Here is a 24,074-nt window from a genome sequence, read left to right on the forward strand (position 1 = left end):
GGCTCAGCCCTGTTCCGTCCGCCGGGAGCGATCGGCCGAAAGATAAAGGTCGCGCAGGGCCGTGATGTTCGTATCCCTGTCGAACATCTGTTCCACCAGCGCGCGGCCCGCTTCAGCCATGCCCAGGGCCCGCTCCCGGTCTTCCAGCATGCGCCGCACGGCCAGGGCCAGGGCGCGCGGGTCGCGCTGGGGCACCAGCAGGCCGGTTTCCCCGTCGCGGATCACTTCGGAGATGCCGCAGACGTCCGTGGCCACCACGGGCATGCGGTGGGAAAGAGCTTCCATGATCACGTTGGGAATGCCGTCGCGGTCGCCGTTGCTGTACACCACGCTGGGCACCACCAGCATGTCGTGGTTTTGCATGGATTCGCGCAGCCGGTCATGGGGCAGGAAACCCGGCATGTCCACGCAGTCGGTCAGGCGCAGCCGCCGCCGCAGGGCCGTGAGCTTACGGTGCCAGCCGCCGTCGCCCACCAGGGTGAGCCGCACGGGCACCTGTTCGCGCCGCAGCCTGGCCATGGCTGTCAACAATTCGGGAAAACCCTTGGTGCGCGCGAAGCGGCCCACGGCCAGCAGGCGGTAGGGCGGCCGCATGGGCAGGGCGCATTCCGTCCGCTCGGTAAAGGTCAGGCTGTTGTAGACCAGGCGCACCTTGTCCTGCTGCCGCGGCGGGCAGAAACTTTGCAGCCAGCCTACATTGGCCTGATTGTTGGTACGGATGAACAATGCGTCGCGCGCTTTCTCACGCAACAGGCCGTCCTGGGGATAGATGTCTCCGGCTCTGCCGGTGAAGGCAAAAGGAATGCCCGTCAGGCGCGAGGCCACCCAGGCCGCGGTGGCCGGGCCGTTGGCCCAGGAGGAGTGGATCAGGCTGATGCCGTCGGCCCGGCACTGTTCGGCCAGCAGAAAACCGGCCATAAAGCACCAGAGATTTTCGCCCAGGGACTCCAGATTGCGCATGCGGCGGAAGCAGCCTTCGCGCAGCAGTCGCCAGACCTTGCCCGGTTCCCGCCGCAGGGCGCGGAAAAACGCCGCCCAGATCCGGAAAAAGGCCGTCGCCCCCATGCGGCGCACCGGACCTGGGAAGTCCCGCATTTCCTGGGAGCAGCCTTTCAGGGCCTTGCCGTACATGGTGTAGACGTGGATGGGCAGGCCCAGAGCCATGAGCTGGACGATTTCCCTGAAAATAAAGGTTTCCGAGGACAGAGGAAACCAGAGCAGCACATAGGCCAGAGAGAAGGGCGTGGCGGCGTCGCCTCGCCGGGCCGAAGTTGCGGCGTCTGAAGAAGATGGGTCTGGGGACGCGGCTGTGGGGGCCGCCTCGGAGCGGGACATGGCTTTCTCCGCAAGAAGTGCAAAAAAGGCCGGACCGGTTTTGCGCCGGTCCGGCCGAGGCTGCTGTCAACGCCGAATCGGACGGCACGGACGGGGCAAGAATGCTAATCGTCCTGTGCTTCGTCCTGATGCTCACGCCGGTATTTTTCCACAATGGCCTGGGCGTTGGGCAGTTCTTCCACCACGGCGTCCAGGGTTTTGCGGACATGTTCCTCGGTGTGGGCCGCGGAAATAAAGAAGCGCAACCGGGCCGTGCCTTCCTTGACCGCCGGGAAGGAGACGGGCATGACGTAGATGCCCCGCTTGAAGAGCTGCTGGGACAGGAAGCCGGAAACCATGGAGTCCCCGACAATGACGGGCACGACGGCATAGCCCTGAGCCGCGCCGGTATCCAGGTCCTTGCTCTGGGCGTATTCGAGAAAATATCGGCTGATGTGCTGGAGCTTATGCACCCGCTCGGGCTCGCGCAGCATGATTTCCAGCGCCTTGCGGCAGGCCGCGGCAATGACCGGGGGCATGCCCACGCTGAATACGAAACCCGGCGAACCGTATTTGAGAAATTTTATCAGGTCGCTGCGGCCCGCGATGAAACCGCCGCACCCGCACATGGCCTTGGACAAGGTGCTCATCCACATGTCCACGTCCGTGGGGTCTATGCCGTAATATTCGCGCGCGCCGCGCCCGGTCTTGCCCAGCACGCCCAAAGAGTGGGCTTCGTCCACCAGGAGCATGCAGTCGTATTTCTTTTTGAGCTCAATGATCCGGGGCAGGTCCGGGATGTTGCCGTCCATGCTGAACAGCCCCTCGGTAACGATGACCGCGTATTTGTGCTCGCCGCGGTGGGCTTTAAGCATCTCCTCCAGCGCGTCGCAGTCGTTGTGGGCGTATGAGTAGCGCGTGGCGCCGGAAAGGCGCGCGCCCTGAACCAGGGAATTGTGGGCCAGGCCGTCGTGAAAAATGGCGTCGCGCGGACCGAACATGAAGCCCAGGGTGGAGACGTTGGCCGCGTGCCCGCTGACGTAGACGATGCAGTCCTCCACCTCGTACAGATCGGCCAGGGCGCGCTCCAGATCATGGTGGGGCGGGCGCTCGCCGCCCACCAGGCGGCTGGCTCCGGCCGAGGTGCCGAAAATGCCGGCCGTTTTGGTCACGGCCTCGGTGATTTCGGGATGGGCGTTGATGTCCAGATAATCATAGGTGGAAAAATTGATGAATTCCTTGCCGTTGATCAGCGTGGTGGCCTTGGCCGCCCGATCGTGGCAAACAAAGAGAGGATTATCCATCCCCATTTGGCTGGCCATTTCCACAAGCCGCTCGAAAGAGAGTTTGGAACGCATGCGGTTGAAGCCGGAAGCGCAGCTCTTTGGCGCAACGGCGCGCTGTTCCGCCGTTGTGGAGCCTGCCTGACAGGAATGGTTGTTCTTCATGCCTTATCCTCGCGAATTGTCCGGAATTTGCCGGATATGGGACCGGCGTGATGGAGTGCCGCTGATTCGGCACATCTTTGTAACGATTCAGTATAGCTGAAGCCGAAACGCAAGGCAAGCCCGTAATGCGCTGAAAGCGGCAGTAAATATCGGCCCGCCCGGCGGGTTTCGGAGAGGGCCGGCGTTCATGACGCGGGCGGACCGGGGCACCCGGCCGTGTCGGAATGCGGCACGGGCTGGACAACAGCCTGGATATGCCCTAGCATTTTTCGCCCGCTCCGCAAGACCACGCCGGATGTTCCGCGCGCTTTTGCGGCGGCGCTTCAAAGGCCGCCATGCACAACGACGATGCCATAATCGCCTCCCTTGCCGCGCCTTCCGCGTCGCTCGCGCTGGAAACCTTCCGGCGCGTCCTTCTGCCTGTCGGCGGTCCGGAGACGGATGCCGCGCTTGTCCTGGCCGCGCCTTGCCTGAGCCTGCTGCGCCTGGGCGCGGCGCGCGGCGCGCCCACCGCCCTCTGGGTCGGCATTGCTCCTTCCCGGTCTTTTTTCACGGACGCTGTTGTTTTTTCCCGCGCCCTGCAAGAGGCTCTCGCCGGGGATGCGGCGGGTTCGGCCCTTATCGGCGCGCCGCGCCTGCTGACAACGGATTTCAGCCCGGAACTGCTGGAAGAGGCGGACCGTTTTCTGGCGGAAAACACGCATGCCCAGCTGGCTCTTGTGTTCTGCCGCCCGCAAGGGAACGAAGCGGGTGTCGGCGGCGGCTGGATCTGTGAGCCGTTGCTCCTGCGCCGGTTGCCGCCCGAGGAGGAGGCGTCAGCCTCGGCATCCGGACCGTCCGTGAGCTCCCCGGACCGCGCCCCGGCCCTGGCCGGAGTCGTCGGCGCATTCGACGGCAATGCCGCGCGGGAGATCAGGGAGCCGGATGAACTGGTGTTGGACGGCGTGCGCTATGTGGATCTGCGCCAGAACGGTCTGGACTGGCGGCTGGCCGGAATCAATCCGCTCTGGCGGCAGGAGCTTCTGAGCCTGGGCGCAAGCCCGGACGCCGGGGCCGTCAGCGCCCTGGAGGCGCGCGGCCTGTGGCTCGCCCCGGCCATGCCGGCGCCGCCGCTGGCGGTCATGTGCTGCGGCCTGGGCGCGGTCTGGCCGGGCATGGGGCGCGAACTGTACGACAATTTTCCGGCGGCCAGGGCGGCCATGGAGCGCATCGCGACGGTGGCCGACTGGGATGTGCTCGGGCTCATGGACGAGACGGATGTGGAAAAGATCAGCCTTACCCGCTGGCAGATCCCTTACCTTTTTCTGCTGGAATACGCCCAGTGGAGCCAGTTCGTCTCGCTGGGGCTCGCTCCGGCCCTGATGTGCGGCCACAGCCTGGGCGAACTTATCGCGCTCTGCTTCGCGGGCATTTATGAGCCGGAGGTTGCCTGGTACATCCTGGACACCCGCGCCGTGCACATGGCCGAGCTGGAGGCCAAGGCCACGCGCGAAACCGGCATGATGGCCGTGCACGCCGACGCTGGAGTCATTGAGGAAGCACGCAAAACCTGGCCCGCGCTCTATGTTTCCAACTACAATACCCCCCGGCAGTTCATTCTGAGCGGGCCGCGCGAGGTCCTGCTGGAAGCCCGCAAGCATATGCGCAAGCGGCGCATCCCGGCCATCATGCTCAATGTCAGCCTGGCGTTTCATCATCCGAGCATGCGCGTGCTGCGCGATCTTTCCCAGCGGCGGCTGAACGCTCTTGAAATGCACGCGCCGCGCCTGCCTATGCTCAGCGACATCACCACCGGCTTTTATCCCCGGGAGCAGCCGGACATCTGCCGCTACATCACGGACTTGGACGAAAATTCCGTGCGCTGGGTGGAAGGCGTGCGCGCCATGTGGGAGCGGGACGGCATCCGCCATTTTCTGGAACTGGGGCCGCAGGATACGCTCTGCGGTCTGGTGGGGGATATCGAGCCGCGCGCCCTGTGTTTTTCCGCCGGGCGAAAGGGCAGGGAAACCGAGGGCCTGCGACAGGCCTGCGCCCGGTTGTATGCTCTGGGCCATCTGCCGCGCGCGGCCATCCGCGCCAGGGCCGCGGCCTTGGTCGGGCGAAGCGTAGCGGCGCGGGAGAGCACCGCGCCGGGCAAAGTTCCGGCGGCTTCGGGCACGGCCGCCCCGGCGCGCGCCGCGTCCGGCGTCACTTCCGGCCAGATGGACATTGTGCTCGAAGTGCTGGCGAAGGCCAGCGGCAGGCCTGTGGAGGAACTGCGGCCCGAGATGGACCTGCGCTACGATCTGGCCCTGCGTTCGAGCCGTTTTCCCCTGATCCTCCAGGAGGCCGAACAGCGCCTGGGCCTGAGCGTCAATTTTGAGGACCTCTTGCAGGTGGCGACCATTGGGGATCTGGCCCGCGCCCTGACTGGCGCAAAGACCGGCGCAAAGGCCGACGCGGAACGGAAGAGCGGGGAGTCCTCGCCCGGTCCGGAACATAAGCCCGCGCCTGAATATGCCCGGAACCGCGCTCTTGCGCCCCTCTGCCGCTTTGCGCCCCGCCCGCCGTACGCGGACGGCGGTAATGCCTCATCGCCCGTAAAGCCGTGTCCTTCCCCTCTGCCCCTGGACCCCTGCGGCCAGGGACTGCCGTTGCGGCGCGGCGATGTGGTGGCGCTTTGTGTTTTTGACCGGGACCTGCTGCCGCAGTTGTTGAGCGGCCTTGCGCCGCTGGGCTGCACGCTGGCGCCGCCCCTGGACCTGCTGGACGTCTGCGCGCCCCTGGCCAAGGCGGGCGCGCGTCTGACGCCGCTGGACGTTACCTGTGCCGCAAGGCCGGACGCCGAAAGCCTGCGCGCGGCCTTCCGCCGACTTGCCGCCGAGGAAGGACGGGTGGACGGCGTATTTTTCGTGCCCGCGTCCGAGGCCAACGCCGCCGCTCCGGCCCTGCTGGAGGATTGCCTGCGCCCGGCGCTGGCGCACGGGCTGCGCTACGCCTGCTGTTTCAATCGCGTGCCCCTGACGCCCGCCGCCGTGGAGCGGGCCTTTGCCGCCGGGCCCTCGTCCGCGCGCCTGTCCGGCCGCCTGAGCGCTTTGGCCCGCGAGGGGGGCTTTGCCTGCCGCGCCGTTGAGCTGCTGGATGACGGTCGGCGGGCCGGGCTCAATGAATTGGGCGACATGCTGGCCCGCGAGCTGTTGCGCGGGGGCTGCGAAAGAGTGATCTGGGGCCGGGAAAATGCCCTGCGCCCGGATTGCGCGCCGCGCGCCCTGCCCCTGCTGGAAAGGCCGGAGTTTTTCCCGCTGGTTTTTCCCGATCCGCGGCCGCCGCTCCGGCCCACGTCCACCCTGTTCCAGGGGGCCTGCCAGTTTTCCCGTTTCGCGGATCCGGCGCTTTCCGCCCACGGCGGGCGGGGCTCCAATGCCGTACAGGCGTCCGCGCCCTGGCTGCCGGCCAGCCGCGCCCTTCAGGCCCTGCTGGAAGGTTCCCGCCTGTTCCTGCCCTGGTTGGCGGTCACCGGCCTGTCCGACGTGCGCTTTCATGAGCCGCCCCCGCTGCCGACCGGCATTACCCGCGAATGCCGTCTCACTGTGGAAGCCCGGCCCTGGTTGATGCATGACCGGGTCATGACCCGTATGTGCCGCGCGGACCTCGTTGTCCGCCAACTGACGGACAACGGCCGCCATACGGAGCAGTACGCGCCGGTGGCTGAAGGCATGGTGCTGCTGGCCGCCGCCCCCGCCGAAGTACCCCCGCTCTGGCCCGCCGCCGGTGCTGACGGCGTCGATGGAAAGCCGGTGGACGGCGAGGGGCGGGAGGAATTGGCCGTATTTTACGATGCGCTGGGGCTGGACGCTCCCTGGCGTTTGCTGTCCGGCTTTGCGGTTCTGCCCGAAAATATGTACCGGGCCGCTTTGCCCACACCGGAAGAGCCCATTGCTCCCGAAGGGAATTGGGGCTATACTGATTGCCTGTATATGGTGGAGGGGATCGTGCAGGCCGCGTCGCTGGCCTTGGCCCTGGCCCGGCAAGGGGACGGCCCGGTGCGCGCGGATGGTGTCGGCATGGCCGCCGAATTGTGCCGCTGGCGGCTCAATGCGGCTGGTTTCATCCGTTTCGGCGGCGAGCGCGGGGCAAAGGGGCCCTGGCGTCTGCAATTGCGGCGTTCCTGGGCCGACGGCAGATTGCAGCGCTTTGACGCTCAGATTTCCGATGCGCGGGAGCGCGTATTGCTGACCCTCCATCACCTGGAATTTGACCGGCTGGAAACGGCGTCTCTTGAACAGGAGCCGCCGTCCGCCGTCGTTGCGCAACCTTGACATGGCGCGGCGCCGTTTTCCGGCGCAAGCCCGCAAAGGGTCAATCACCGATGCCGCATTTCGCATTACTCACGCCGTCAGCGCGCGTTTTCCTGCCGCTGCTCATGGCCCTGACCCTGTTTTTCCCGGCCTGCGCTTCCAACAAGGCCGGACTCAAGTCGCCGGAACTGCCGGCCAGGCACTGGCTGGAGGAAGCGCCGGGCGTACCCGTGGAAAACAAGACCAAGCTGGAAGCCGCCGTGCCCAACCTGTACGACGCGGGCAAAACTTTCGGCTTTGAGGACTGCGTCTTCCTGACCATCCAGCAGTCTCCCCTGCTGGTCAACAGCGCCGTGAACCTGGAAATCAAACGCGTGGCCCTCACCGACGCGGTCTGGAAGTATCTGCCCGAGCCGCGCATGACGCTGCAGGTTTCCAACAACCTGACCCGGCTGAACATGGACAGCAAGGATACGCCCGGCGATTACGGGCGGACCAAGTTGCGGGTGGGCTTTTACGCCGCGTTTCCCAATCCCGTGGCCACCTATTTCGAGCATCAGGTGCAGAAGATCATGGTCAATCTGGCCATTTCCACGCACCGCAAGGCCATCGGCGAAGCCATTTACAAAATCGCCCAGGCTTATCTGAAGCTTCAGGCCCAGCGCAACATCGTGGCCGCCCAGAAGGAACTCCTGCCTGTGGGCAAGGAGCTGATCTCCTACTGGCAGCAGGTGGAGTCCGTGGAAGGACGCCAGGGCGTGTCGCTCAACCTGGCGACCCAGCACCAGCGCGAACTGGAGCTGACCGTCGAAAAGACCACGATGGAAGAGATCATGCAGCGCACCCAGCTCAAGATCCTGGCCGGGGTGGAACCGCAGCAGCGCCTGAATGTGGATACCGGAAGCGCCGACGGGATTCTGGCCGGTTTTGACGGACACGGGCTGAAGTGGGAAGAGCGCTGGCCCGCCACCGAGGACGATCTGCTGCTGCGCGCCCAGGTCAAGCTGGGCGACTACAATATCATGGTGGCCTGGGCCCAGTATATCCCGGACATGTCCATTCAGATCAACAACAGTCCCCCGGCCGGACAGTACCAGCCGGTCAGCGGCCAGGAAGACACCTTCCTGCACCTGACTTTTGACTTCCCCCTGCTGGACTGGGGCCGCCGCTATCGCGGCGTGCAGACCGCCCGCATGCAGAAGGCCCAGGCCTTCCACGAAATGGCCCGCAAACGCACGGATTATTCCAATACCTGGCTGCAGGCCGAGCAGCGCGTGGCCCTGGCTGAAACTCAGCTCAAGCTGGCCAAGACCCGCTTCGGCACGGCCGAACTGCAGTACAAGGAAGCCCGTATTTCCTTCAACGAAGGCACGGAACAGCTGCCCGTGGTGGCCGAGCGCCAGGAGGCCATGACCAACGCCCGTATCGCTTATATCGAGGCGGAGCTGGAATATAAGCTGGCCAATCTGGAATGGATGTACGTCGCCAATCTGCTGCAAGAGCGTTTCCTGGGCCTGCCCGCCAAGGAGTTCATGTGATGCCGTCCCTTATTTCCCCTTCGCGTTTTCTTCAGCGCGCGCATTGCCCGGGCCGCCCAACCCGTGTGTCCCGGGTCTTCCGTGCCGCACTGGTCGCGTTGGCCGCGCTGCTCTGGGCCGCCCTCTGGCCGGTCGCCTCCGGCCCGGCTCTGGCCGCCGAATCCGCTGCGTCCACTACCATCCTGACCGGCAAGGTGGTCACCACCGTAACCCGCGCCGTGCCCATCCCCTTTAACGCGGTAGTGGACGAAGTGCTGGTCAAGTCCGGCGACGCCGTGGAAAAAGGCTCGCCGCTCCTGCGCTACCATCTGCAGGAAGAAGCTGAACGGATTTTGCAGCGCGAAGTGACCATCGGCGCGGCTACCGAGAGTCTCAAGGGCCAGGTGCTGGACTTTGAGCGGCAGCTGGCCGAGACCACGGCCCAGCGCAACAAGGCCCGCCAACTGGTAGCCTCCGGCCTGGGTTCCCGTCAGGCTCTGACCCGGCTGGAGGACGATGTGGACTCCCTCAAGCGCCGCATCGAGCTGTTGCGCACCACCATCCAGAAGACCGAAAGCAACTTCGCCTCCCGCCTCAGGGAGCTGGAAGGTTATTACGGCGTGCCCATCAAGGAGGGCGAACAACTGCCCGTCACCCTGGTGCTAACCTCGCCCATCAAGGGCTATGTGCTTTCCCTGGACTCCACGCTCAATCCCGGCACGGTGCTGGCCGCCGGCACCATGCCCATTCGCGTGGGGCAGCTCAATCCCGTGCTGATCCAGGTGCCGGTCTATGAGGCCGAAGTGAGCGGCATCAAGGAAGGCGACACCGCCGAAGTGGAAATCCCGTCCCTGGGCAACCGGAAATTCACGGGCACGGTCAATGAGATTTCCTGGGTCTCCAACGACATGAGCGTGGGCAATCCTTCCTATTACACGGTGGAGCTGACCGTGCCCAATCCCGACCTTGAATTGAAGCCCGGTTTCAAGGCCGTGGTGCGCTTCAGCGGCGGCAGGTAAGCCGCCTCCATGAAGCTGAAAAGCATTCCCCGGCGGCTCGGCTATATTCTGGGCGCGCAATGGACGCGCGATCTTTCCTGGACCATATTCACCATTCTGCTGGCGCGCCGCAGTCCGGACATCATGGGCCAGATCATTCTGGCCCTGACCTACGGCTATCTGGTCAAAACCGTGGCCGACGTAGGGCTCAACGATTTTCTGCTTTCCACGTTCGCCCGGCGCGAAGGGCGGCCCCGGGCCTTGCTGGGCGAGGTGAGCTGGCTCAAAATGGTCGTGCTGCTGGCCGCTTTGGGCGTCACCTGGCTGATCACCGGCTGGCAGCACTACACGCCGGAATTGCGTCTGATCGTGTTCTGCATTGCCGCCGGACTGGGGCTGGACGCGCTCAGCGATTCCTTTTTCGCGCTCTGCCAGGCCCGTGGAAGGCAGGATGTGGAAATGCGCATCCGCGTGCCGTCGGCCCTCATCGGCATCGGCTACGGCATTGCCTGCGTGTTGCTGCACGCGCCGCCCATCCTCATAGCTCTTTACAAGCCCCTGGAATCCCTGCTTTGCATCGCTCTGGCCCTGAGCGCCCTTGGCCGCAATCCCTTGGCCGGGGTGGGCACGAGCGGCATGCTGGATCTGGCCCGGCAAATGAAGAGCGGGCTGATCTTTACCTGCATGGCGGCCTGCGCCATGTTTTACAACAAGATCAACGTGATCTTCCTCAAACAATACGGCGGCGACGCGGACGTGGGCGGCTACGGCGTGGCCTGGGAAACCGTGGAAGGCCTTTCCGTGCTGGTTTCCAGCGCGCTGCTGGGCAAAGTGATCTTTCCGCTGCTGGCCAAGTCCTGGCAGCAGGATCGCGAGGCGTTCCGGCGTCTGGCCGGGCAGACCGCGCGCACGCTCTGGGCGGCTTCGTTGCCGGTGATTTTTCTGATCTGCGTGGAGAGCGACCGCTTCCTGCCCCTGATTTACGGTCCGAACTACGCCAGCGCGGTGACGGCCCAGCGCCTGCTCACGCCGTGCCTGGCAACGGCTTTCCTGCATAATCTGGCGGCATACGCCATGATCGGCATGCGCCGGCACAAACTCCTGCTGGGTTTTTACCTCAGCGGCCTGGTGCTCAATATTGTCTGCTGCTTTACGATGATCCCGGCCATGCCTCTGGAGGGCGCCGCCCTTTCCCTGACCATTACCAAGGTTTGGGTGGCTATCCTGACCGTCAGTTTCTTCCAGTGGGCGGCCAAGCCCATGACTCTGGGCCAGTGGGCCCTGATGCTGGGTGCCGCTGCCGCCAGCGTTGCGCTGTGGTGGAGCGTGGGGCTGGCTTTGCCGCGAGAGCTGGCCGAACTGGCCGGTCTTGTGCCGCTGCTGGCCCTGTTCTGGTTCTGGCGGCCGCCGCCGCCCTTTGAAAAGGACGAGGCCGCGCCGCTGACGGTTGCCTGACCAGGGTCATTCCTTTCCGCGCTTGTAGACAGAAGTATTCTGTATTTATAGGGTATTACCTTTCAAAGGTAATTGTTCCATGGGCTTGTCATACGGATGAGGAATTTCGAGCCCTGCCCGCGCCGGAGGCGGCCCAAACGCCGGGAGGCGTAAAGCTCCCTGCCCGCAGGGCAGAATAAAACAACGAGCGGAGAACGGAATGACCCTGTGCCTGACTCCGTTCAGTTGACGCGGTGAGCCGCTCGGGGATAAATTGCTTTTTATGTTCGAGGTTGCCGCCGAGGGTACCGCCGGGCATAAGGAATGAGGGATTGTGGGGAAAAATCGTTTTTTTCAGCGCCGCCGTTTTCTTCAGGGCGCAGCGGGCCTGCTGCTGGGCGGAACGTTGCCGTCCGCGCTGGTTCCCGTTGCGGCCAAAGCCGGGAATCTTACCGGTGAGCCTCTGACCACGCTCATTGACGTGGACGCCTGCGACGGTTGCGGAGCCTGCGTGCGTGCCTGCCGGGATCGTAATCTGGAAGGCGTGCCCCTGCCGGTCCGGCAGCCGCCCCAGCCCTATCCAAGCTGGATACGCATTCAGGACTGGTCCGGCAAGCGCGACGTCACTGACCGGCTCACGCCGTACAACTGGCTTTATCTCCAATCCTGCACGGTGCAGACCGAGGCCGGGGCGCGTAAGGTTTTTCTGCCTCGGCGCTGCATGCATTGCATCAATCCGCCCTGCGCCAATCTCTGCTCCACGGGAGCGGCCCGGCAACGCGCCAGCGGCGCGGTATATATCGACCATGGCAGTTGCATGGGCGACGGCCAGTGCGACCGCGCCTGCCCCTGGATGATCCCTCGGCGGCAATCCGGCGTGGGGCCGTATCTCAGCTTTGCGCCTCGTTATGCGGGCAACGGTCAGATGTTCAAATGCGATTACTGCCAGGATCTGCTGGCAGAGGGAAAACCGCCCGCCTGCATCGCGGCCTGTCCGCGTCAGGCCCAGCGCATAGGGCCGCGCAAGGATATGGTGCGCGCGGCCCGGGTCATGGCGGAGGAGCGCAAGGGCGATATTTTCGGCCTCAATGAAAACGGGGGCACCAATACTCTCTATGTTTCCTCGCTGGCCTTTCGCGACATGGAAGCGGAGCTCTTGCGCGAGGATCAGATCGGTTACGGCCGTCCCAGCCTGCGCCCGGCCGGAGCCAGCATGGACAAGGAAAACCGCCTGCTGGGCACGGTGCTGCTGGCCCCGCTGGCCGGAGCGGCCCTGGCTTGGCTGCGCATCTGGCGGGAAAAGCAGAAAAGGCGGCGGCCGTGAAAGAAGATCCTCGTCTGTTCTCGGCCTTTTTCAAGCTGCTCTGGGCGGCCTGCATGCTGGCCGCCATTGTGAGCGGTCTGGCCCATCTGCCCTTTGCTTTCCGCTACGGGCTGATCAACACTTGGCGTGCCTCGCCCACAGTGGCGCATTACTGGTCGGCGGCAGCCCTGCTTCTGCTGGGCACGTACGCGGCGGTGGTCTGGTGCACATTGGGACGGCGGGACTATGCGCTGACCCCCTGGGGCGGCCTGCGGGTGGCCCTGCTGCTGGTTCTGGCAGTTACCGGCCTGCTGCTGATCCTGCACAATCTGCCGGGATTCTCCGTATACGGCGCGACCTACGCCGTCATCAAACTCGGTCATTTGTTCTGCGCCCTGGCCCTGCCCCTGCTTCTCTTTGTCCATGGCTGCCTGCGTCTTCTGGGGCGCGGTCGCTGGGTCAGGCTGTTGCCGGCCGCGCGCAGGCGTAAATCGCGCGGGCTCCCGGCGACGGATTAAAACGCGCAGTAGCGTTTCTGTGTCTGCTGAAACGGATAATTACAGCTTTTGCGCTTGAAATGTTGCACATTTGCACATTTCAAACTCTACGCCGTCCCGGTCGCTTCCTTGCTCTTGGGCGCTGGCGTCCGTTTACGCGGACGCCAGGGTAATCATTTATTTCAAAAGTGAATTGCTCTGAGAGGGGCAGGGGGCGGGTAGCGGCCTCATGCCGCGCGGCGTTCAGGCGCACTCCGGAATTGTTTCGGGTGCGCTTTTTTCGCGAGCACAATGTCGTCGTCCTGTCCCCGCGCTGCCATCAACTATGCCGGATAATAATTGACAACAATAAATTGAACTGCCGTGTCGGTTTTATTTTCATAGCTGTGGGTTGATGAAGACTCAAAACACAGCGCGTCTCCCGGTCCGTGACCGCCCGCGTGATGCCGAAAGGCGAAGAAACTGCGGGGCGGGTAATCGCCGATTTTCCCAGCAGGAGGATCAGATCTCGCCGGTGGACGCCGCCTTGAGCTGCCCACAGGCGGCCTTGATGTCCTGTCCCTTGCTCTTGCGGACAATGGCCGTGATATGGCGCTTCCAGAGGCATTGCTCAAAGGCCAGCACGCGCGCCTCGTCCGGAGCCGCGTAGGGCGCGCCTTCGGCGGGATTGTAGACGATGAGATTGAGCTTGCCCTTGATGTCGGCCACCAGCCGGGCCAGTTCCTCGGCCTGTCCCGGTCCGTCGTTGATCCCGCCCAGCAACAGATACTCAAAGGTGATCCGTTCCCGCGTCTTCAGCGGATAGGACTTGAGCGCGGCCAGCAGCTGGTCCAAAGGCCAACGCGCGGCCTTGGGCATGATCCGGGCGCGCAGCTCCTGAGTGGGCGCATGCAGGGAGACGGCCAGATAGGCCAGGCCGCTGGCGCCCAGCTCGGCCAGGCCCTTCTCAATGCCGCAGGTGGAAACCGTGATCCGGCGCGGCGAGAAATTGAGCCCCTTGTCGTTGTTCAGGCTTTGCAGGGCGCGCATAACTTCGCGCAGGTTGAGCAAAGGCTCGCCCATGCCCATGAACACCAGATTGCGCAGCACGGGCCAGTCGGGCCGGTTGTCGCCCAGGTGCTCGCGGGCCACCAGAATCTGCCCCAGAATTTCTCCCATGGTCATATTCCGTTCAAAGCCCATGTCGCCCGTGGCGCAGAAGGTACAGCCCATGGCGCAGCCCACCTGCGAGGACAGGCACTGGGTCCAGCGCCGCACGCCTTCGCGGGAATCCGAGGGAATCAGCACCGTCTCCACCAGCGCCCCGTCTTCCAGGCGGAGCAGAAACTTGGTGGTGCCGTCGCTGCTTTCCTGCACGCGGGCCACTTCAGGCCAGTCGATACGCGCCGTTTCCGCCAGGCGGGCCCGGCAGGCTTTGGAGACGTTGCTCATGGCATCGAAATCGCGGGCCATTTTCTGCCAGATCCACTGCCAGACCTGCACGGCCCGGAACTTGGGCTCGCCCAGCTCGGTCTGCATCCAGTCCGTGAGTTCGGGAAGGGTATAATTGAGGAGATTTATCATTGGCTTGTCCTGCCCGGCGGCAAGGGAAAGGCCGTTACCCCACGGACTTCCGCGCATACTCACGCACAAAGGCCACGGCGGATTCCAGATCCGTCACTTCGCCCGTGATCTGGGCCTGCAGCAACGCGTCGCGGATCACACCCACCATGGGGCCGGGGGCCAGACGAGTTTCGCTCATGATTTCATTGCCGTTGAGCAGGGGTTCCAGCATCTGTTCCGGGGTTTCGGCCCGGTCCAGATATTTCATATTGTGGTTGAAGGACGTATAGCTGCCTTCGCGGGCCTGAAGGTCGGCACGGGCCATGGCGATAAGGCGTGGATATTCGTCCAGGGCCTTAAAGCGGCGGATGCCCCTGTCGGTCATCATGAAGTGGAAGCGCATGTGGTGGTTCACCAGGTGGCAGAGCAGGTCGATGTCCTCCTGGGCGAAGTGCAGACGGCGCAGGATCTTGCGCGTGACCTTGGCCCCCACCCGGTGGTGCTGGTAGAAGGTCCACTGGCCGTCGAAATATTCACCGGTGAAGAGCTTGCCCACATCGTGAAAGAGCATGGCCATGGTGCCCAGCCAGTCGTAGTGGAAACCTTCTTCCGGGTAGTGTTTCATGCATTCCAGGGTGTGGTCGAAGACATTCACCTCCACGCCGTCCCTGTCGCGCTCCTGGCAGACACAGGAGAGCGCCGCCACTTCCGGGATCAGGCCTTGGAGAATATGGGCGTCGTAAAGCAGGCGCACGAAGCGGTACATGGATTCGGCGGCCACCTTGCGCCATTCGTCCATGATATCCGTGGCGGGCACGTAGTCCAGCACGCGCACCGAGGAGCGCACAATCGCCATCCAGGTGTTGGGATCAATGGGGATGTCGAAGTTGGCCGCGAAGCGCAAGGCCCGCACGGCCAGCAGGTAGTTGTGACGCAGGGTTTCGTCCGGCAGGCCGGTGAGCCGGATGGTGCCGCCCTTGAAATCGGCAAAGCCCTCATAGGCGTCGCCGGTGGGGGCCGGGCTGCCGAAACCGGTCATGCGCAGTTGCTCGCGTTCCTTGGGGTCCATCATGGCGGCCATGCTGGGCGTGATGCGCAGCAGCGAAAGCTCCGGATGCCCGGCGTCCGCCACTTCCAGCGGATAGAAACGGAAAAGCACCCCGTTTTCCTCCAGTTCGGCCAGCGCACGCTTTTCCGACTCCATGCGGGCCTTGGGGAAGAGCTTGACCAGGGTGTCCATATCCGGCTCGCAGGCAATGTCAACGGCGGGCTGCCGGACGGCGCGCAACAGTTGCTCCTGCAGGGGCGCGTTGATGACATGCGCGTCATAGCCGTTGCGCAGCAGGGTTTTGCAGATGGTGATGGCTTCTTTGAGCGCTTGATGCATCGTGGGCTCCTTGCGAAAGATGGGCACAGCGTCGTCCTCGCGGCCGGACGGGCCGCAAAACGCGCGGAAGAGCAATGGCGGTGCAACGGACGGGAAGTCGCCCGCAGGGGCCCTTTCTGAAAATCCGGACGGGTCGCGGCGGGAGCGGTTTCCGTTGTGTCGTTATACGCGTGGCTCAAGGGTAGAATGTGCTGGTGTCGCGTCAAGCGACACATGCCGCAAGCCCGTAAAGGGTTGCGCGCCGCCATAGACGACGTAAGCACAGCAAAAACCATGGGTTCTGCTGTGCAATCTTCACGCCGAACCGACAGGTGGGGCGTGATATCGCATTAGTTCAATTATGCACAGGAGGCGGTCTGAAAGTCAAGCATCCCGCTCTGTTGGGTCGGGAATGCCGCGCCGCGCGCCGAAAAAGCGAAGGCGAAATGAAGACGCCCCGCGCCATAACGGCGCGGGGCGTCGAGGCTGTTGACAAAGTCGGCAGCCCCGAAAATCAGGAGCAGGTCGCGGCTTTGCCGCGCCGTTAAGCGACTGATTTTCGTGCCTTTCCACCCGGCGGCTTAGCCGCCGTTGGTGGCGCAAACCACGCAAAGCGGGGTTTGTCATCAGTCTGGACGCCCCGCGCCGTTATGGCGCGGGGCGTCGCTTCAGTGTGAAACAGGAAGGTTAGTCACTAAAATGATGGGCTTCCCGCTTGACGCCCAAGGCGATCTTCCAGAGCAGGGAGAGCACCAGCGCGCCCACGGCGTACACGCCGAGGGCCACGGCAATCTCCTTGGCCGTGGGCATGTAAGGCGTGAAGGCTTCAAACATGTTGGGCGTGAAACCGCCGATGAGCAGGCCCAGGCCCTTGTCGATCCAGCTGGCGGCCACCAGCATGATCAGCGCCAGAGGCAGCAGGGGGCCGGTCCGCCACTGCGGCGGAATCAGGATGGCCAGAGAGGCGAAGGCCATGATCACGGCCGCCCACATCCAGTAGCTCACCCAGGCCAGATGGCCGCCATGCCCGGAGAAGAGGAAGAGCATGGGCTCCATGTGGCCCGGAATCTGGCTGTAAAAGGCGGTGAAGAGCTCCAGCAGATAGAAGAAGACGTTCACGCACATGGCGTAAACAATGATGGTGGACAGGGTCTTGACGGCGTCCTTGCCGGGATCGAAGCCGGTCAGCCTGCGCACCAGGAAGAGCAGGAGCAGCAGGATGGCCGGACCGGAGCAAAAGGCCGAGGACAGGAAGCGCGCGGCCATGATGGCGGTGAGCCAGTAATGGCGGCCCGGAATGCCCGCGTACAGGAAGGCCGTGACTGTATGGATGGAGAAAGCCCAGAGAATGGAAAGGTAGATCAGGGGCTTGACCCATTTGGGCGGTTCCACGTCCAGGCGTTCGGCTTCCAGGGTGACCCAGCCGATGACGATGTTCAGGCAGAGATAGCCGATCAGCACGATCATGTCATAGAACATGACCGAATTGGGCGTGGGGTGGAGCATGACGTTGAGCATGCGCTGGGGCTGCCCGAGGTCCACCACGATGAACAGGGCGCACATGACCACGGCCGCCACGGCCATGAACTCGCCGAAGATGATCATGCGCTTGAATTTTTTGTAATGGTGGAAATAGGCGGGCAAGACCAGCATCACGGCCGAGGCCGCCACGCCGACGAAATAGGTGAACTGCGAAATATACAGTCCCCAGGAGACCTCACGGTTCATGCCCGTGATGCCGAGACCGCTCTGGAGCTGGTCCAGATAGACAAGGCCGCAGCCCGCGATGACGCAGAGCAGAAAGAGCAGCCACACATAATAGCTCTTGGGACCGGAAAACAATTTTTCAAGCATGGCCTGTTCTCCCTAAATAAGGTAGTAGACGCCGGGCTGCGTGCCCAGATTGGGCTTGCGGCGAATACTGTAGTTGGCGGCCAGGGCCTGACGCACCGTTGAATTGGGATCTTCCAGATCGCCGAAGAGAATCTTGCCGCCCGAGGCTTCCACGCAGGCGGGCATCTGGCCCGCGGCCAGGCGCTCGGCGCAGAAGGTGCACTTTTCCACCACGCCGATCATGCGCGTGGGGAAGGTCGGGTTGGGCACGGGATCCGAAAGATACTTGCGCGGGTCCACAAAGTTGAAGGAACGCGCCCCGTACGGACACCCGGCCATGCAGAAGCGGCAGCCGATGCAGCGGTGGTAGTCCATGGCCACGATGCCGTCTTCCATTCTGTAAGTGGCCTGGGTGGGGCAGACGCGCACGCAGGGCGGATTGGTGCAGTGGTTGCACAGCAGCGGGTAGCTGGCCTGGCGCGTCTTGTCGTTGATGTGGGCGTTCATGTCGTCCGGGAAGACGTGGTCGTACTTGTCCAGCCAGAACCATTTGATGTTCTGGTTGCCGGGAATGTGCGGCACATTGTGGACCTTGTGGCAGGCTTCGATCAGCGGCTCGTAGTCTTCGGGGCTGCGGAAGAGGCGGGTGTCGATGACCATGGCCCAACGCTTGGCGGTCAGCGCATGCTCCCCTTTCTCATAACGGCCGGGCGCGATTTGGGCCCGCGCCGCGCCCGCCGTACCGGCAAGGCTTGCCATCCCGCTGCTCAGGGCAAAGGCCGAAAGCCCCGCCACTTTCAGAAAGCTTCTTCTGCTCGTGTTCATTACTTGCCCTCCGTGGGAATAATGTGGCAAGTCCAGCAATAGGGATAGACGCTGTTGGCCACGTGGCACTTTTCGCAGAATTCCTTGTAGTTGTTGTGGCATTTCAGGCAGGTGTTCTGCAGGCTGATGACCCACTTCTTGCCGTCTTTGGCGGACACATAGATGCGGTTTTCCTTGCGCAGGGCCTCGTCGCGCCACTCGTTGAGCAGGCGCATATGCTGGGCGCGCATGAATTCCACGTCCTCGATGCAGTTCTTTTCATCCTTGGGCAGCACCACGTCGGTTTTCTTGTAGTCCTGTCCCAGATAGCTCACCCAGAAGGGAGAGCTGAACAGCACCACAAAAATGACGATGCCCGTGATCACAGCTTTGGCGTTATACATCTATCGGCCCTCCCCCTGCGCCTCAGGCGCATCCGCCGGGCTTTCCTCCGGCTCGTCCTCCGCCACGTTGGGCAGCTCTTCCTGGCGCAGGTCCATGGTGCGCTTGATCTCGCCCTTCATGACCAGGGCGTTGCCCACCAGCTCGTGCAGGCCGCTCACGCTCACGCCGGGCGCCCAGTAGTCGGCCAGCGGCGGCAGCGTGGCGCGGTCGATGGCGCAGACGCAGGCCATGTGGTTGACGCCGTCTTTCTGCTGCACATAACGCAGGGCGTTGCCGCGCGGCATGCCGGAACGCATGCGCAGCTCCATGATTTCCTCGGTGTTCAGACCCGAACCCGCGCCGCAGCAGAAGGTCTGCTCGCGAATGGTGTTTTCGGGCATTTCCACGAAGTTGTTGCAGACGTGCTTGAGCACGTAGCGCGGTTCGTCCAGCAGGCCCATGCCGCGCGCCGGGTTGCAGGAATCGTGGAAGGTGGTCACCAGATGGTCGTTGCGGTTCGGGTCGAGCTTGAGCTTGTTGTGGTAGATCAGGTCGGCCGTGAATTCCGCGATATGCACCATCTTGGTGGAGGTGGCGTTGCTGAACACCGTGCCGGTAATGGGCGACACCGGAATTTCCATGTTGGCCGGGGCCGGACCGTTGTAGGTGTCCATGTACTGGTTGATCACGCGCCACATATGGCCGCACTCGCCGCCCAGAAGCCATTTGACGTTCAGGCGCTCGGCCTCGGCGTACATCTTGGCGTTGAGCTTCTTGGCCATGTTGAAGGAGGTGAAGGAACCGAAGTTGCCGCCCTCCGAGGCGTAGGTGGACAGGGTGTAGTCCAGGTCCAGCTCGTGGAAGAGCAGGAGATAACCCATGAAGGTATAGATGCCGGGATCCGCGAACACGTCGCCCGAGGGGGTGATGAAGAGGATTTCGGCGTTCTTTTTGTTAAAGGGCGTCTTGGGGCGGATGCCGGTGACGGTTTCGCAGTCGTCGGCCAGCATTTCCACGATTTCCACAAAGGAATGGGGCTGGATGCCCAGGTGGTTGCCGGTGAAGCTGCAGTTTTTGACCGGGTCCATGATCCAGTGGATGCCCAGGCCCACCTCATGCAGCAGTTCGCGCACGATCATGGTGATTTCCGCCGTGTCGATGCCGTAGGGGCAGTACAGCGAGCAGCGGCGGCATTCCGTACACTGGTAGGCGTAGTAGAAGAGCTCCTTGACCACGCTCATGTCCCAGCCGCGCGCGCCCACCTTCTTGCCCAGAATCTTGCCGAGCATGGTGTAGTCGCGCCGGTAGAGGGAACGCAACAGCTCGGCGCGCAGCACGGGCATGTTTTTGGGGTCGTTGGTGCCCAGGAAGAAGTGGCACTTGTCCGCGCAGGCGCCGCAGCGCACGCAGATGTCCATGAACAGCTTCAGCGAGCGGTGCTTCTCCAGCCGGTCGGCAAAGGCGTCACAGAGAATTTTTTCCCAATTCTCCGGCAGGTTCCAGTCCTCGGCGGCGGGGTCCCACTCGTGAGGATTGGGCATGTGCAGGAGTTCCATGGTCTCTTTTTTGGCCGGATAGCAGAAGCTGCCCGGCATGAATTCAGGCTTGGTGTCGAGCCAGCTTTTGTCCGGAAAGGCCGGGCGGCTGGCGACGAGCATTTGCGGCGTAGGTAACTTTGCCATGATGACGACTCCTTACTCGGCGGCCTTTTCGGGTTGCTTATCCAGCGGCAGGCCGGCTTCGGCCATGGCTTCGCGGTAGGTATCCTCGTACTCGGGGTAGGTGAAGTACTGCTTGGGCGGATTCCAGGGGTTGATGTGGCGCACCCGGCGGGAATTGTTGGCCTGGTTGCGCGTGGGGCTGAAGAACACGCCGGGCATGTGCACGAGTTTGGAGAAGGGGAAGTAGATCAGCAGCACGCTGACCAGGGTCAGGTGCACGAAGAACAGGGCGTTGATGCCTGTGGCCGCCACGGGCGCGAAGTGCGTGAGGCCCATGACGAAGATCTTGACCTCGGCGATTTCGGTTTTATCAAAATAACGCAGGCAGAGGCCCGTGCCCACGATGCCGATGAGCAGCCAGAGCGGGAAGTAGTCGTTGAGCAGGGAGAGATAGCGCAGGCGGTGATTGAAAATGCGGCGGCACAGCAGGAAAAGCAGGGCCACCAGCACCAGGCCGCCGGTCCAGTAGAAGCGCGGCGAACCGACCTGCATGATCCCGTCGATGGATTCCAGGAAGGTGATACAGGACGGCACGGGCTCGATGAAGAAGCGGAAGTGCCGGATAAAGATCAACAGGAAACAGTAGTGGAAGAGCAGGGCGAAACACCACAACCACTTGGAGGAATAGTAGACGCTGCGCGGCCCGTTGCTGATCGGGTCATTTTCGCGCACGTCCGCCAGGGAGTTGCGGAACAGGGAACGGAAGAAAAAGACTTCCAGGAACATCCGCTTTACAACGCCCCAGGTGGTGCTGGGGCAGTCGATCTTGTTCTGCTTGATGAAATCAAGCGATTGCTCCTGCCCGCCGGTGGTGGGGATGCAGAAGGGCACGGGCGATTTGGCCCAGTACACCATGCGCCAGACCATCCCGGCGATGAAGACGACTACCGCCACATAAGGCAGCGCCACGCCGAACAGAGGGGCGAGTCCCGCGCTCGCTCCCGCCCAGGCGATGGCCCCTATGAGCAGCACCAGCAGTAATGATGAGAACATTCCCTACCTCGCTTGACTACAAGTTATCCTGAAACCGCCCGGCGGATTCCGGCCGGGGATTTCAGGAAGATCGTTGCGTCCCACACGCCTGTGGGCCTTGCCGTCCGCGTGTTTTTGCCGGGGCTTGTCCGGCGGCGTGCGCCGCCCCGGATCGGGTTTTCCCGTGCCGCGCGCGTGGCTTTTCAGGGTGCCCGGCGGGCCGTCGCCGACCGCCGTTCCACAGTAAAAAGCCGGCCGTGGACACTGTCCGCCGCCGCGCTTCGGCATCAGGCCGCCTCCCGCCGCCGCGTCAACGCGCGCCGGACGGGCCTTCCTCCAATGTCTGCGCCCAGCGCGCCAGTTGGGCGTACTGGTTGCGGATTTCCTTGATGCGCGACTCCGCCAGCGTTTCGCGGGCCGCGGTATAGATGTCGAAGGCCAGCAACGCCAAGCTGTCCAGGCGGGATTCAGCCGTGAGATAGGCGTCAAGCTCCCCCTGTTCGGCCAGCTCGGGCAAAATGCGCTCCCGCAGAAGGGGCTTCATCAGGTAAAAAACCCCCAGGCCCTGGCTCGGCGTGAAGGTCTGCACGGCGCGCAGCTTCACGAAGCGTTCCAGCGCGTTTTTGACCGTGGCCACCTCCACCTCTTCTCCGGCCACGGCGTCGTACAGCGTTCCCGCCGCCTCCTTGGTCATATTTGCCACGGGATTGCCGAAAGCGTCCTGCTTGGTGCGCAGGAATCCGGTGGTCTCAAAGGGATAGGTGGAGTACACCGCCTCTGTCCAGAGGCGGACCACATCATTTTTCCGGCTGCGAAAAATTTCTTGTGCGTTCATGAATTCCAGCCAAACGGCCAAGTATATAGATTCCTCATATAAGGGGGAAGGGCAAAGCGCGTCAAGCCCTTTCGGTCATTTCACGCACTGTTCCCGGCCCCGGAGCCTCGGGCAAGCATACGTCGCTTTTGGCAAAACAAGCCGGGAGCGGACGCGTTGCATGCCGTGAAAAATTTTGCCCGTCAAGAGGCATGCCGGAAGATTTAGGATTGTGAATTTTTATACAAGATGGACACAAGCCTAAGAAGAAAGAAAACGGACGGCTAAAAAAAGAGCATGAAGCATGCCCCGTGCGAAGGCATGAAGGCTCAAGTGCAATCAGGCCCTAGAGCGTTTTGATATTGAAAATATCTCAACGCCCTGTGCGGATTTTTCATGAAAATCCGCACCGCGAAATTATCGCAAGGCGAATTTACTTCGCCGTTAAGCGATAATTTCAAGCGCAAAATGCTCTAGGGTCTGTTAACACTATAGAATTTTTGTTCGCCTGCAAGGAAGATAAACCTGCTTTGAGGGAGTGTACTCTTCTGGTACTCGACCGAAAAAGCAGGTGAAATCTGACGCGGCAGGAGGGCAAAAAGGCATAGCGTTAACAGGCCCTAGGGGCAGGGGGTCGGGCCTCCGCACTGCCCCGCCACCTGCGGGTCCAGAGGCAGACCGGCGTCCTGACCGGCCTGACCTGTCGGGTCGGCTTGGTCGGACGGGGGCAGGACGGGAGACTGCGCCGCCGGAACGCCAGGTCGGCCTTCCGTCTGGTCGGAAACGGAACCGGGGGATTGGCGCTGTCTGCGCTCCTGCTGCTTGACCAGCATGCCGGGCAGGCCGTGATATTCAAAGAAGGGCACGGTCTGCGCCCCGGCGGAAAAGACATGGGCCTTGTTGCGCAGCATCTTGAAACGCAGCCAGAGCAGATCGGGGCTCAAGGACGCGAGCCCGCGCGGCACGGCCACGTTCTGGGACTGGGCCAGCGCCTCGGCCAGATTCATGCCCGCGTCCAGCAGGCGGCGCATCTGGGCCACCTTGTACACATCATTGTCGTTTTCGGCCAGGGGATAGAAAGCCACGTCCACATGGCCGGACAGGATGTTGATGCCCTCGCGGCAGCTCGGGCAGGAGGGGGAGAAGAACATGCGTACCGTGGCTTCGTCACCGGCCCCCATGATGGGCCAGACCTCGGTCTGCGAGCGGGCCACGGCCCCCACGTTGACGGTAAACAGCAACACCCAGATCCAGAGCAGCACGGAGCGGCGGCCATGGCTGTCGCGCCCGCGCGCCTGCGCCGGTTCGGCCTGCCGGAAGCCCAGATAGCTCAGGGCGAAGAACACGGCCACCACCAGGCAGCTCACGCAGGGCGCGGTCAGGGCCATGAGCAACAGCAGGCAGATATCGCCCAAAAGGGCCAGTCCGGCCAGAAGACGCCCCGCGGCGGCGGCCCCCAGCAGGGCCAGCAAGGCCAGCAGGGCGAAGGTCCCCGTGCCCAGCCACCAGAGCGAAACGCCGCCCACGGTGAAGTCCTGATACAGGGAACAACCGGCGGTCACGCAGAAATTGACGTCATTGCCGAAGGCGCTCCAGACGCAGAAGGCCGCTGCCAGCAGCGTGACGCACAATGAGCCGGTGAGTATCTCGCGGGATCGCTTCATGAAACACCTGTGGGTATGGCTGTGCGGCGCGGACGTGTCGCGCCGATGTTGTCGGGATTGCTCCGCCGGAGTGATCTGGGACGTGCCGCTGAGAGAATCGGGGCCACAAAAGTACAACATCTATAGGCTGTTTTTTACTTTTCGTAAAGCGCGGGGGCTTTCGGCGGCGGAGCAGGCGCATCAGGG

At 63.1% G+C, this 24,074-nt stretch carries 17 protein-coding genes; 6 read left to right on the forward strand and 11 right to left on the reverse strand.

Annotation, left to right across the window (positions count from 1 at the left end; genetic code table 11):
- Positions 1-3: 3 nt before the first annotated feature.
- Together AXF13_RS00215 and AXF13_RS00220 are read right to left on the reverse strand one after the other, a co-directional pair.
- Positions 4-1,335, reverse strand: coding sequence for a glycosyltransferase family 4 protein (locus tag AXF13_RS00215; protein ID WP_062251196.1), 1,332 nt, complete (start codon positions 1,333-1,335; stop codon positions 4-6).
- Between the two features lie 104 nt (positions 1,336-1,439).
- Positions 1,440-2,762 (reverse strand): aminotransferase class I/II-fold pyridoxal phosphate-dependent enzyme, encoded by a 1,323-nt coding sequence (locus AXF13_RS00220; RefSeq protein ID WP_062251197.1) that lies wholly within the window; start codon positions 2,760-2,762, stop codon positions 1,440-1,442.
- A 335-nt stretch (positions 2,763-3,097) separates the two neighbouring features.
- Here AXF13_RS00220 and AXF13_RS00225 point away from each other — a divergent pair, with 335 nt between their 5' ends.
- The 6 genes from AXF13_RS00225 (at position 3,098) to AXF13_RS00250 (ending at position 12,809) form a co-directional block, all read left to right on the forward strand.
- Positions 3,098-7,060, forward strand: a complete 3,963-nt coding sequence (locus AXF13_RS00225) for an acyltransferase domain-containing protein (RefSeq protein ID WP_062251198.1) — start codon at positions 3,098-3,100, stop codon at positions 7,058-7,060.
- A gap of 50 nt (positions 7,061-7,110) precedes the next feature.
- Entirely contained in the window at positions 7,111-8,577 is a 1,467-nt protein-coding gene (locus AXF13_RS00230; RefSeq protein ID WP_062251199.1) for a TolC family protein, read from the forward strand.
- Complete coding sequence (locus tag AXF13_RS00235; protein ID WP_062251200.1) at positions 8,577-9,575, forward strand: HlyD family secretion protein; 999 nt, start codon at positions 8,577-8,579, stop codon at positions 9,573-9,575. The genes AXF13_RS00230 and AXF13_RS00235 overlap by 1 nt, the downstream gene beginning before the upstream one ends.
- Positions 9,576-9,584: 9 nt before the next feature.
- Positions 9,585-11,009 (forward strand): oligosaccharide flippase family protein, encoded by a 1,425-nt coding sequence (locus AXF13_RS00240; RefSeq protein WP_062251201.1) that lies wholly within the window; start codon positions 9,585-9,587, stop codon positions 11,007-11,009.
- Positions 11,010-11,322: 313 nt separating this feature from the next.
- On the forward strand, positions 11,323-12,312 hold the full coding sequence (locus AXF13_RS00245) for a 4Fe-4S dicluster domain-containing protein (protein ID WP_062251202.1): 990 nt from the start codon (positions 11,323-11,325) through the stop codon (positions 12,310-12,312).
- Positions 12,309-12,809 (forward strand): hypothetical protein, encoded by a 501-nt coding sequence (locus AXF13_RS00250; protein ID WP_062251203.1) that lies wholly within the window; start codon positions 12,309-12,311, stop codon positions 12,807-12,809. Before AXF13_RS00245 ends, AXF13_RS00250 begins: the two co-directional genes overlap by 4 nt.
- Positions 12,810-13,289: 480 nt before the next feature.
- On the opposite strand, the gene rlmN is transcribed toward AXF13_RS00250, so the two are convergent.
- The 9 genes from rlmN to AXF13_RS00295 form a co-directional block, all read right to left on the reverse strand.
- Entirely contained in the window at positions 13,290-14,351 is a 1,062-nt protein-coding gene (gene rlmN / locus AXF13_RS00255; RefSeq protein ID WP_062251204.1) for a dual-specificity RNA methyltransferase RlmN, read from the reverse strand.
- Positions 14,352-14,385: 34 nt separating this feature from the next.
- Entirely contained in the window at positions 14,386-15,717 is a 1,332-nt protein-coding gene (locus AXF13_RS00260; RefSeq protein ID WP_009302996.1) for an HD domain-containing protein, read from the reverse strand.
- A gap of 666 nt (positions 15,718-16,383) precedes the next feature.
- On the reverse strand, positions 16,384-17,550 hold the full coding sequence (dsrP, locus tag AXF13_RS00265) for a sulfate reduction electron transfer complex DsrMKJOP subunit DsrP (protein ID WP_062251205.1): 1,167 nt from the start codon (positions 17,548-17,550) through the stop codon (positions 16,384-16,386).
- A 12-nt stretch (positions 17,551-17,562) separates the two neighbouring features.
- Positions 17,563-18,354, reverse strand: coding sequence for a sulfate reduction electron transfer complex DsrMKJOP subunit DsrO (gene dsrO / locus AXF13_RS00270; RefSeq protein WP_062251206.1), 792 nt, complete (start codon positions 18,352-18,354; stop codon positions 17,563-17,565).
- Positions 18,354-18,737, reverse strand: a complete 384-nt coding sequence (gene dsrJ, locus AXF13_RS00275) for a sulfate reduction electron transfer complex DsrMKJOP subunit DsrJ (protein WP_008683462.1) — start codon at positions 18,735-18,737, stop codon at positions 18,354-18,356. Before dsrJ ends, dsrO begins: the two co-directional genes overlap by 1 nt.
- Positions 18,738-20,399: a sulfate reduction electron transfer complex DsrMKJOP subunit DsrK gene (gene dsrK / locus AXF13_RS00280; protein ID WP_062251207.1), complete on the reverse strand. Its 1,662-nt coding sequence runs from the start codon at positions 20,397-20,399 to the stop codon at positions 18,738-18,740.
- Between the two features lie 12 nt (positions 20,400-20,411).
- Positions 20,412-21,431 carry a sulfate reduction electron transfer complex DsrMKJOP subunit DsrM gene (gene dsrM / locus AXF13_RS00285; RefSeq protein ID WP_008683465.1) on the reverse strand — a complete coding sequence of 340 codons (1,020 nt, stop codon included), beginning with the start codon at positions 21,429-21,431 and terminating at the stop codon, positions 20,412-20,414.
- 289 nt (positions 21,432-21,720) lie between these two features.
- Positions 21,721-22,245 carry an RsbRD N-terminal domain-containing protein gene (locus AXF13_RS00290; protein ID WP_008683467.1) on the reverse strand — a complete coding sequence of 175 codons (525 nt, stop codon included), beginning with the start codon at positions 22,243-22,245 and terminating at the stop codon, positions 21,721-21,723.
- A 599-nt stretch (positions 22,246-22,844) separates the two neighbouring features.
- Complete coding sequence (locus AXF13_RS00295) at positions 22,845-23,888, reverse strand: hypothetical protein (protein ID WP_062251208.1); 1,044 nt, start codon at positions 23,886-23,888, stop codon at positions 22,845-22,847.
- Positions 23,889-24,074: the final 186 nt, after the last annotated feature.

Source organism: Desulfovibrio fairfieldensis (genome assembly GCF_001553605.1).
Lineage (GTDB): Bacteria > Desulfobacterota > Desulfovibrionia > Desulfovibrionales > Desulfovibrionaceae > Desulfovibrio > Desulfovibrio fairfieldensis.

Excerpts from the sequence above, each read along its gene's own strand:
- AXF13_RS00215 (WP_062251196.1), bottom strand. The coding sequence starts at position 1,335 with ATGTCCCGCTCCGAGGCGGCCCCCACAGCCGCGTCCCCAGACCCATCT.
- AXF13_RS00220 (WP_062251197.1), bottom strand. The coding sequence starts at position 2,762 with ATGAAGAACAACCATTCCTGTCAGGCAGGCTCCACAACGGCGGAACAG.
- AXF13_RS00225 (WP_062251198.1), top strand. The coding sequence starts at position 3,098 with ATGCACAACGACGATGCCATAATCGCCTCCCTTGCCGCGCCTTCCGCG.
- AXF13_RS00230 (WP_062251199.1), top strand. The coding sequence starts at position 7,111 with ATGCCGCATTTCGCATTACTCACGCCGTCAGCGCGCGTTTTCCTGCCG.
- AXF13_RS00235 (WP_062251200.1), top strand. The coding sequence starts at position 8,577 with ATGCCGTCCCTTATTTCCCCTTCGCGTTTTCTTCAGCGCGCGCATTGC.
- AXF13_RS00240 (WP_062251201.1), top strand. The coding sequence starts at position 9,585 with ATGAAGCTGAAAAGCATTCCCCGGCGGCTCGGCTATATTCTGGGCGCG.
- rlmN (WP_062251204.1), bottom strand. The coding sequence starts at position 14,351 with ATGATAAATCTCCTCAATTATACCCTTCCCGAACTCACGGACTGGATG.
- AXF13_RS00260 (WP_009302996.1), bottom strand. The coding sequence starts at position 15,717 with ATGCATCAAGCGCTCAAAGAAGCCATCACCATCTGCAAAACCCTGCTG.
- dsrP (WP_062251205.1), bottom strand. The coding sequence starts at position 17,550 with ATGCTTGAAAAATTGTTTTCCGGTCCCAAGAGCTATTATGTGTGGCTG.
- dsrO (WP_062251206.1), bottom strand. The coding sequence starts at position 18,354 with ATGAACACGAGCAGAAGAAGCTTTCTGAAAGTGGCGGGGCTTTCGGCC.
- dsrJ (WP_008683462.1), bottom strand. The coding sequence starts at position 18,737 with ATGTATAACGCCAAAGCTGTGATCACGGGCATCGTCATTTTTGTGGTG.
- dsrK (WP_062251207.1), bottom strand. The coding sequence starts at position 20,399 with ATGGCAAAGTTACCTACGCCGCAAATGCTCGTCGCCAGCCGCCCGGCC.
- dsrM (WP_008683465.1), bottom strand. The coding sequence starts at position 21,431 with ATGTTCTCATCATTACTGCTGGTGCTGCTCATAGGGGCCATCGCCTGG.
- AXF13_RS00290 (WP_008683467.1), bottom strand. The coding sequence starts at position 22,245 with ATGAACGCACAAGAAATTTTTCGCAGCCGGAAAAATGATGTGGTCCGC.
- AXF13_RS00295 (WP_062251208.1), bottom strand. The coding sequence starts at position 23,888 with ATGAAGCGATCCCGCGAGATACTCACCGGCTCATTGTGCGTCACGCTG.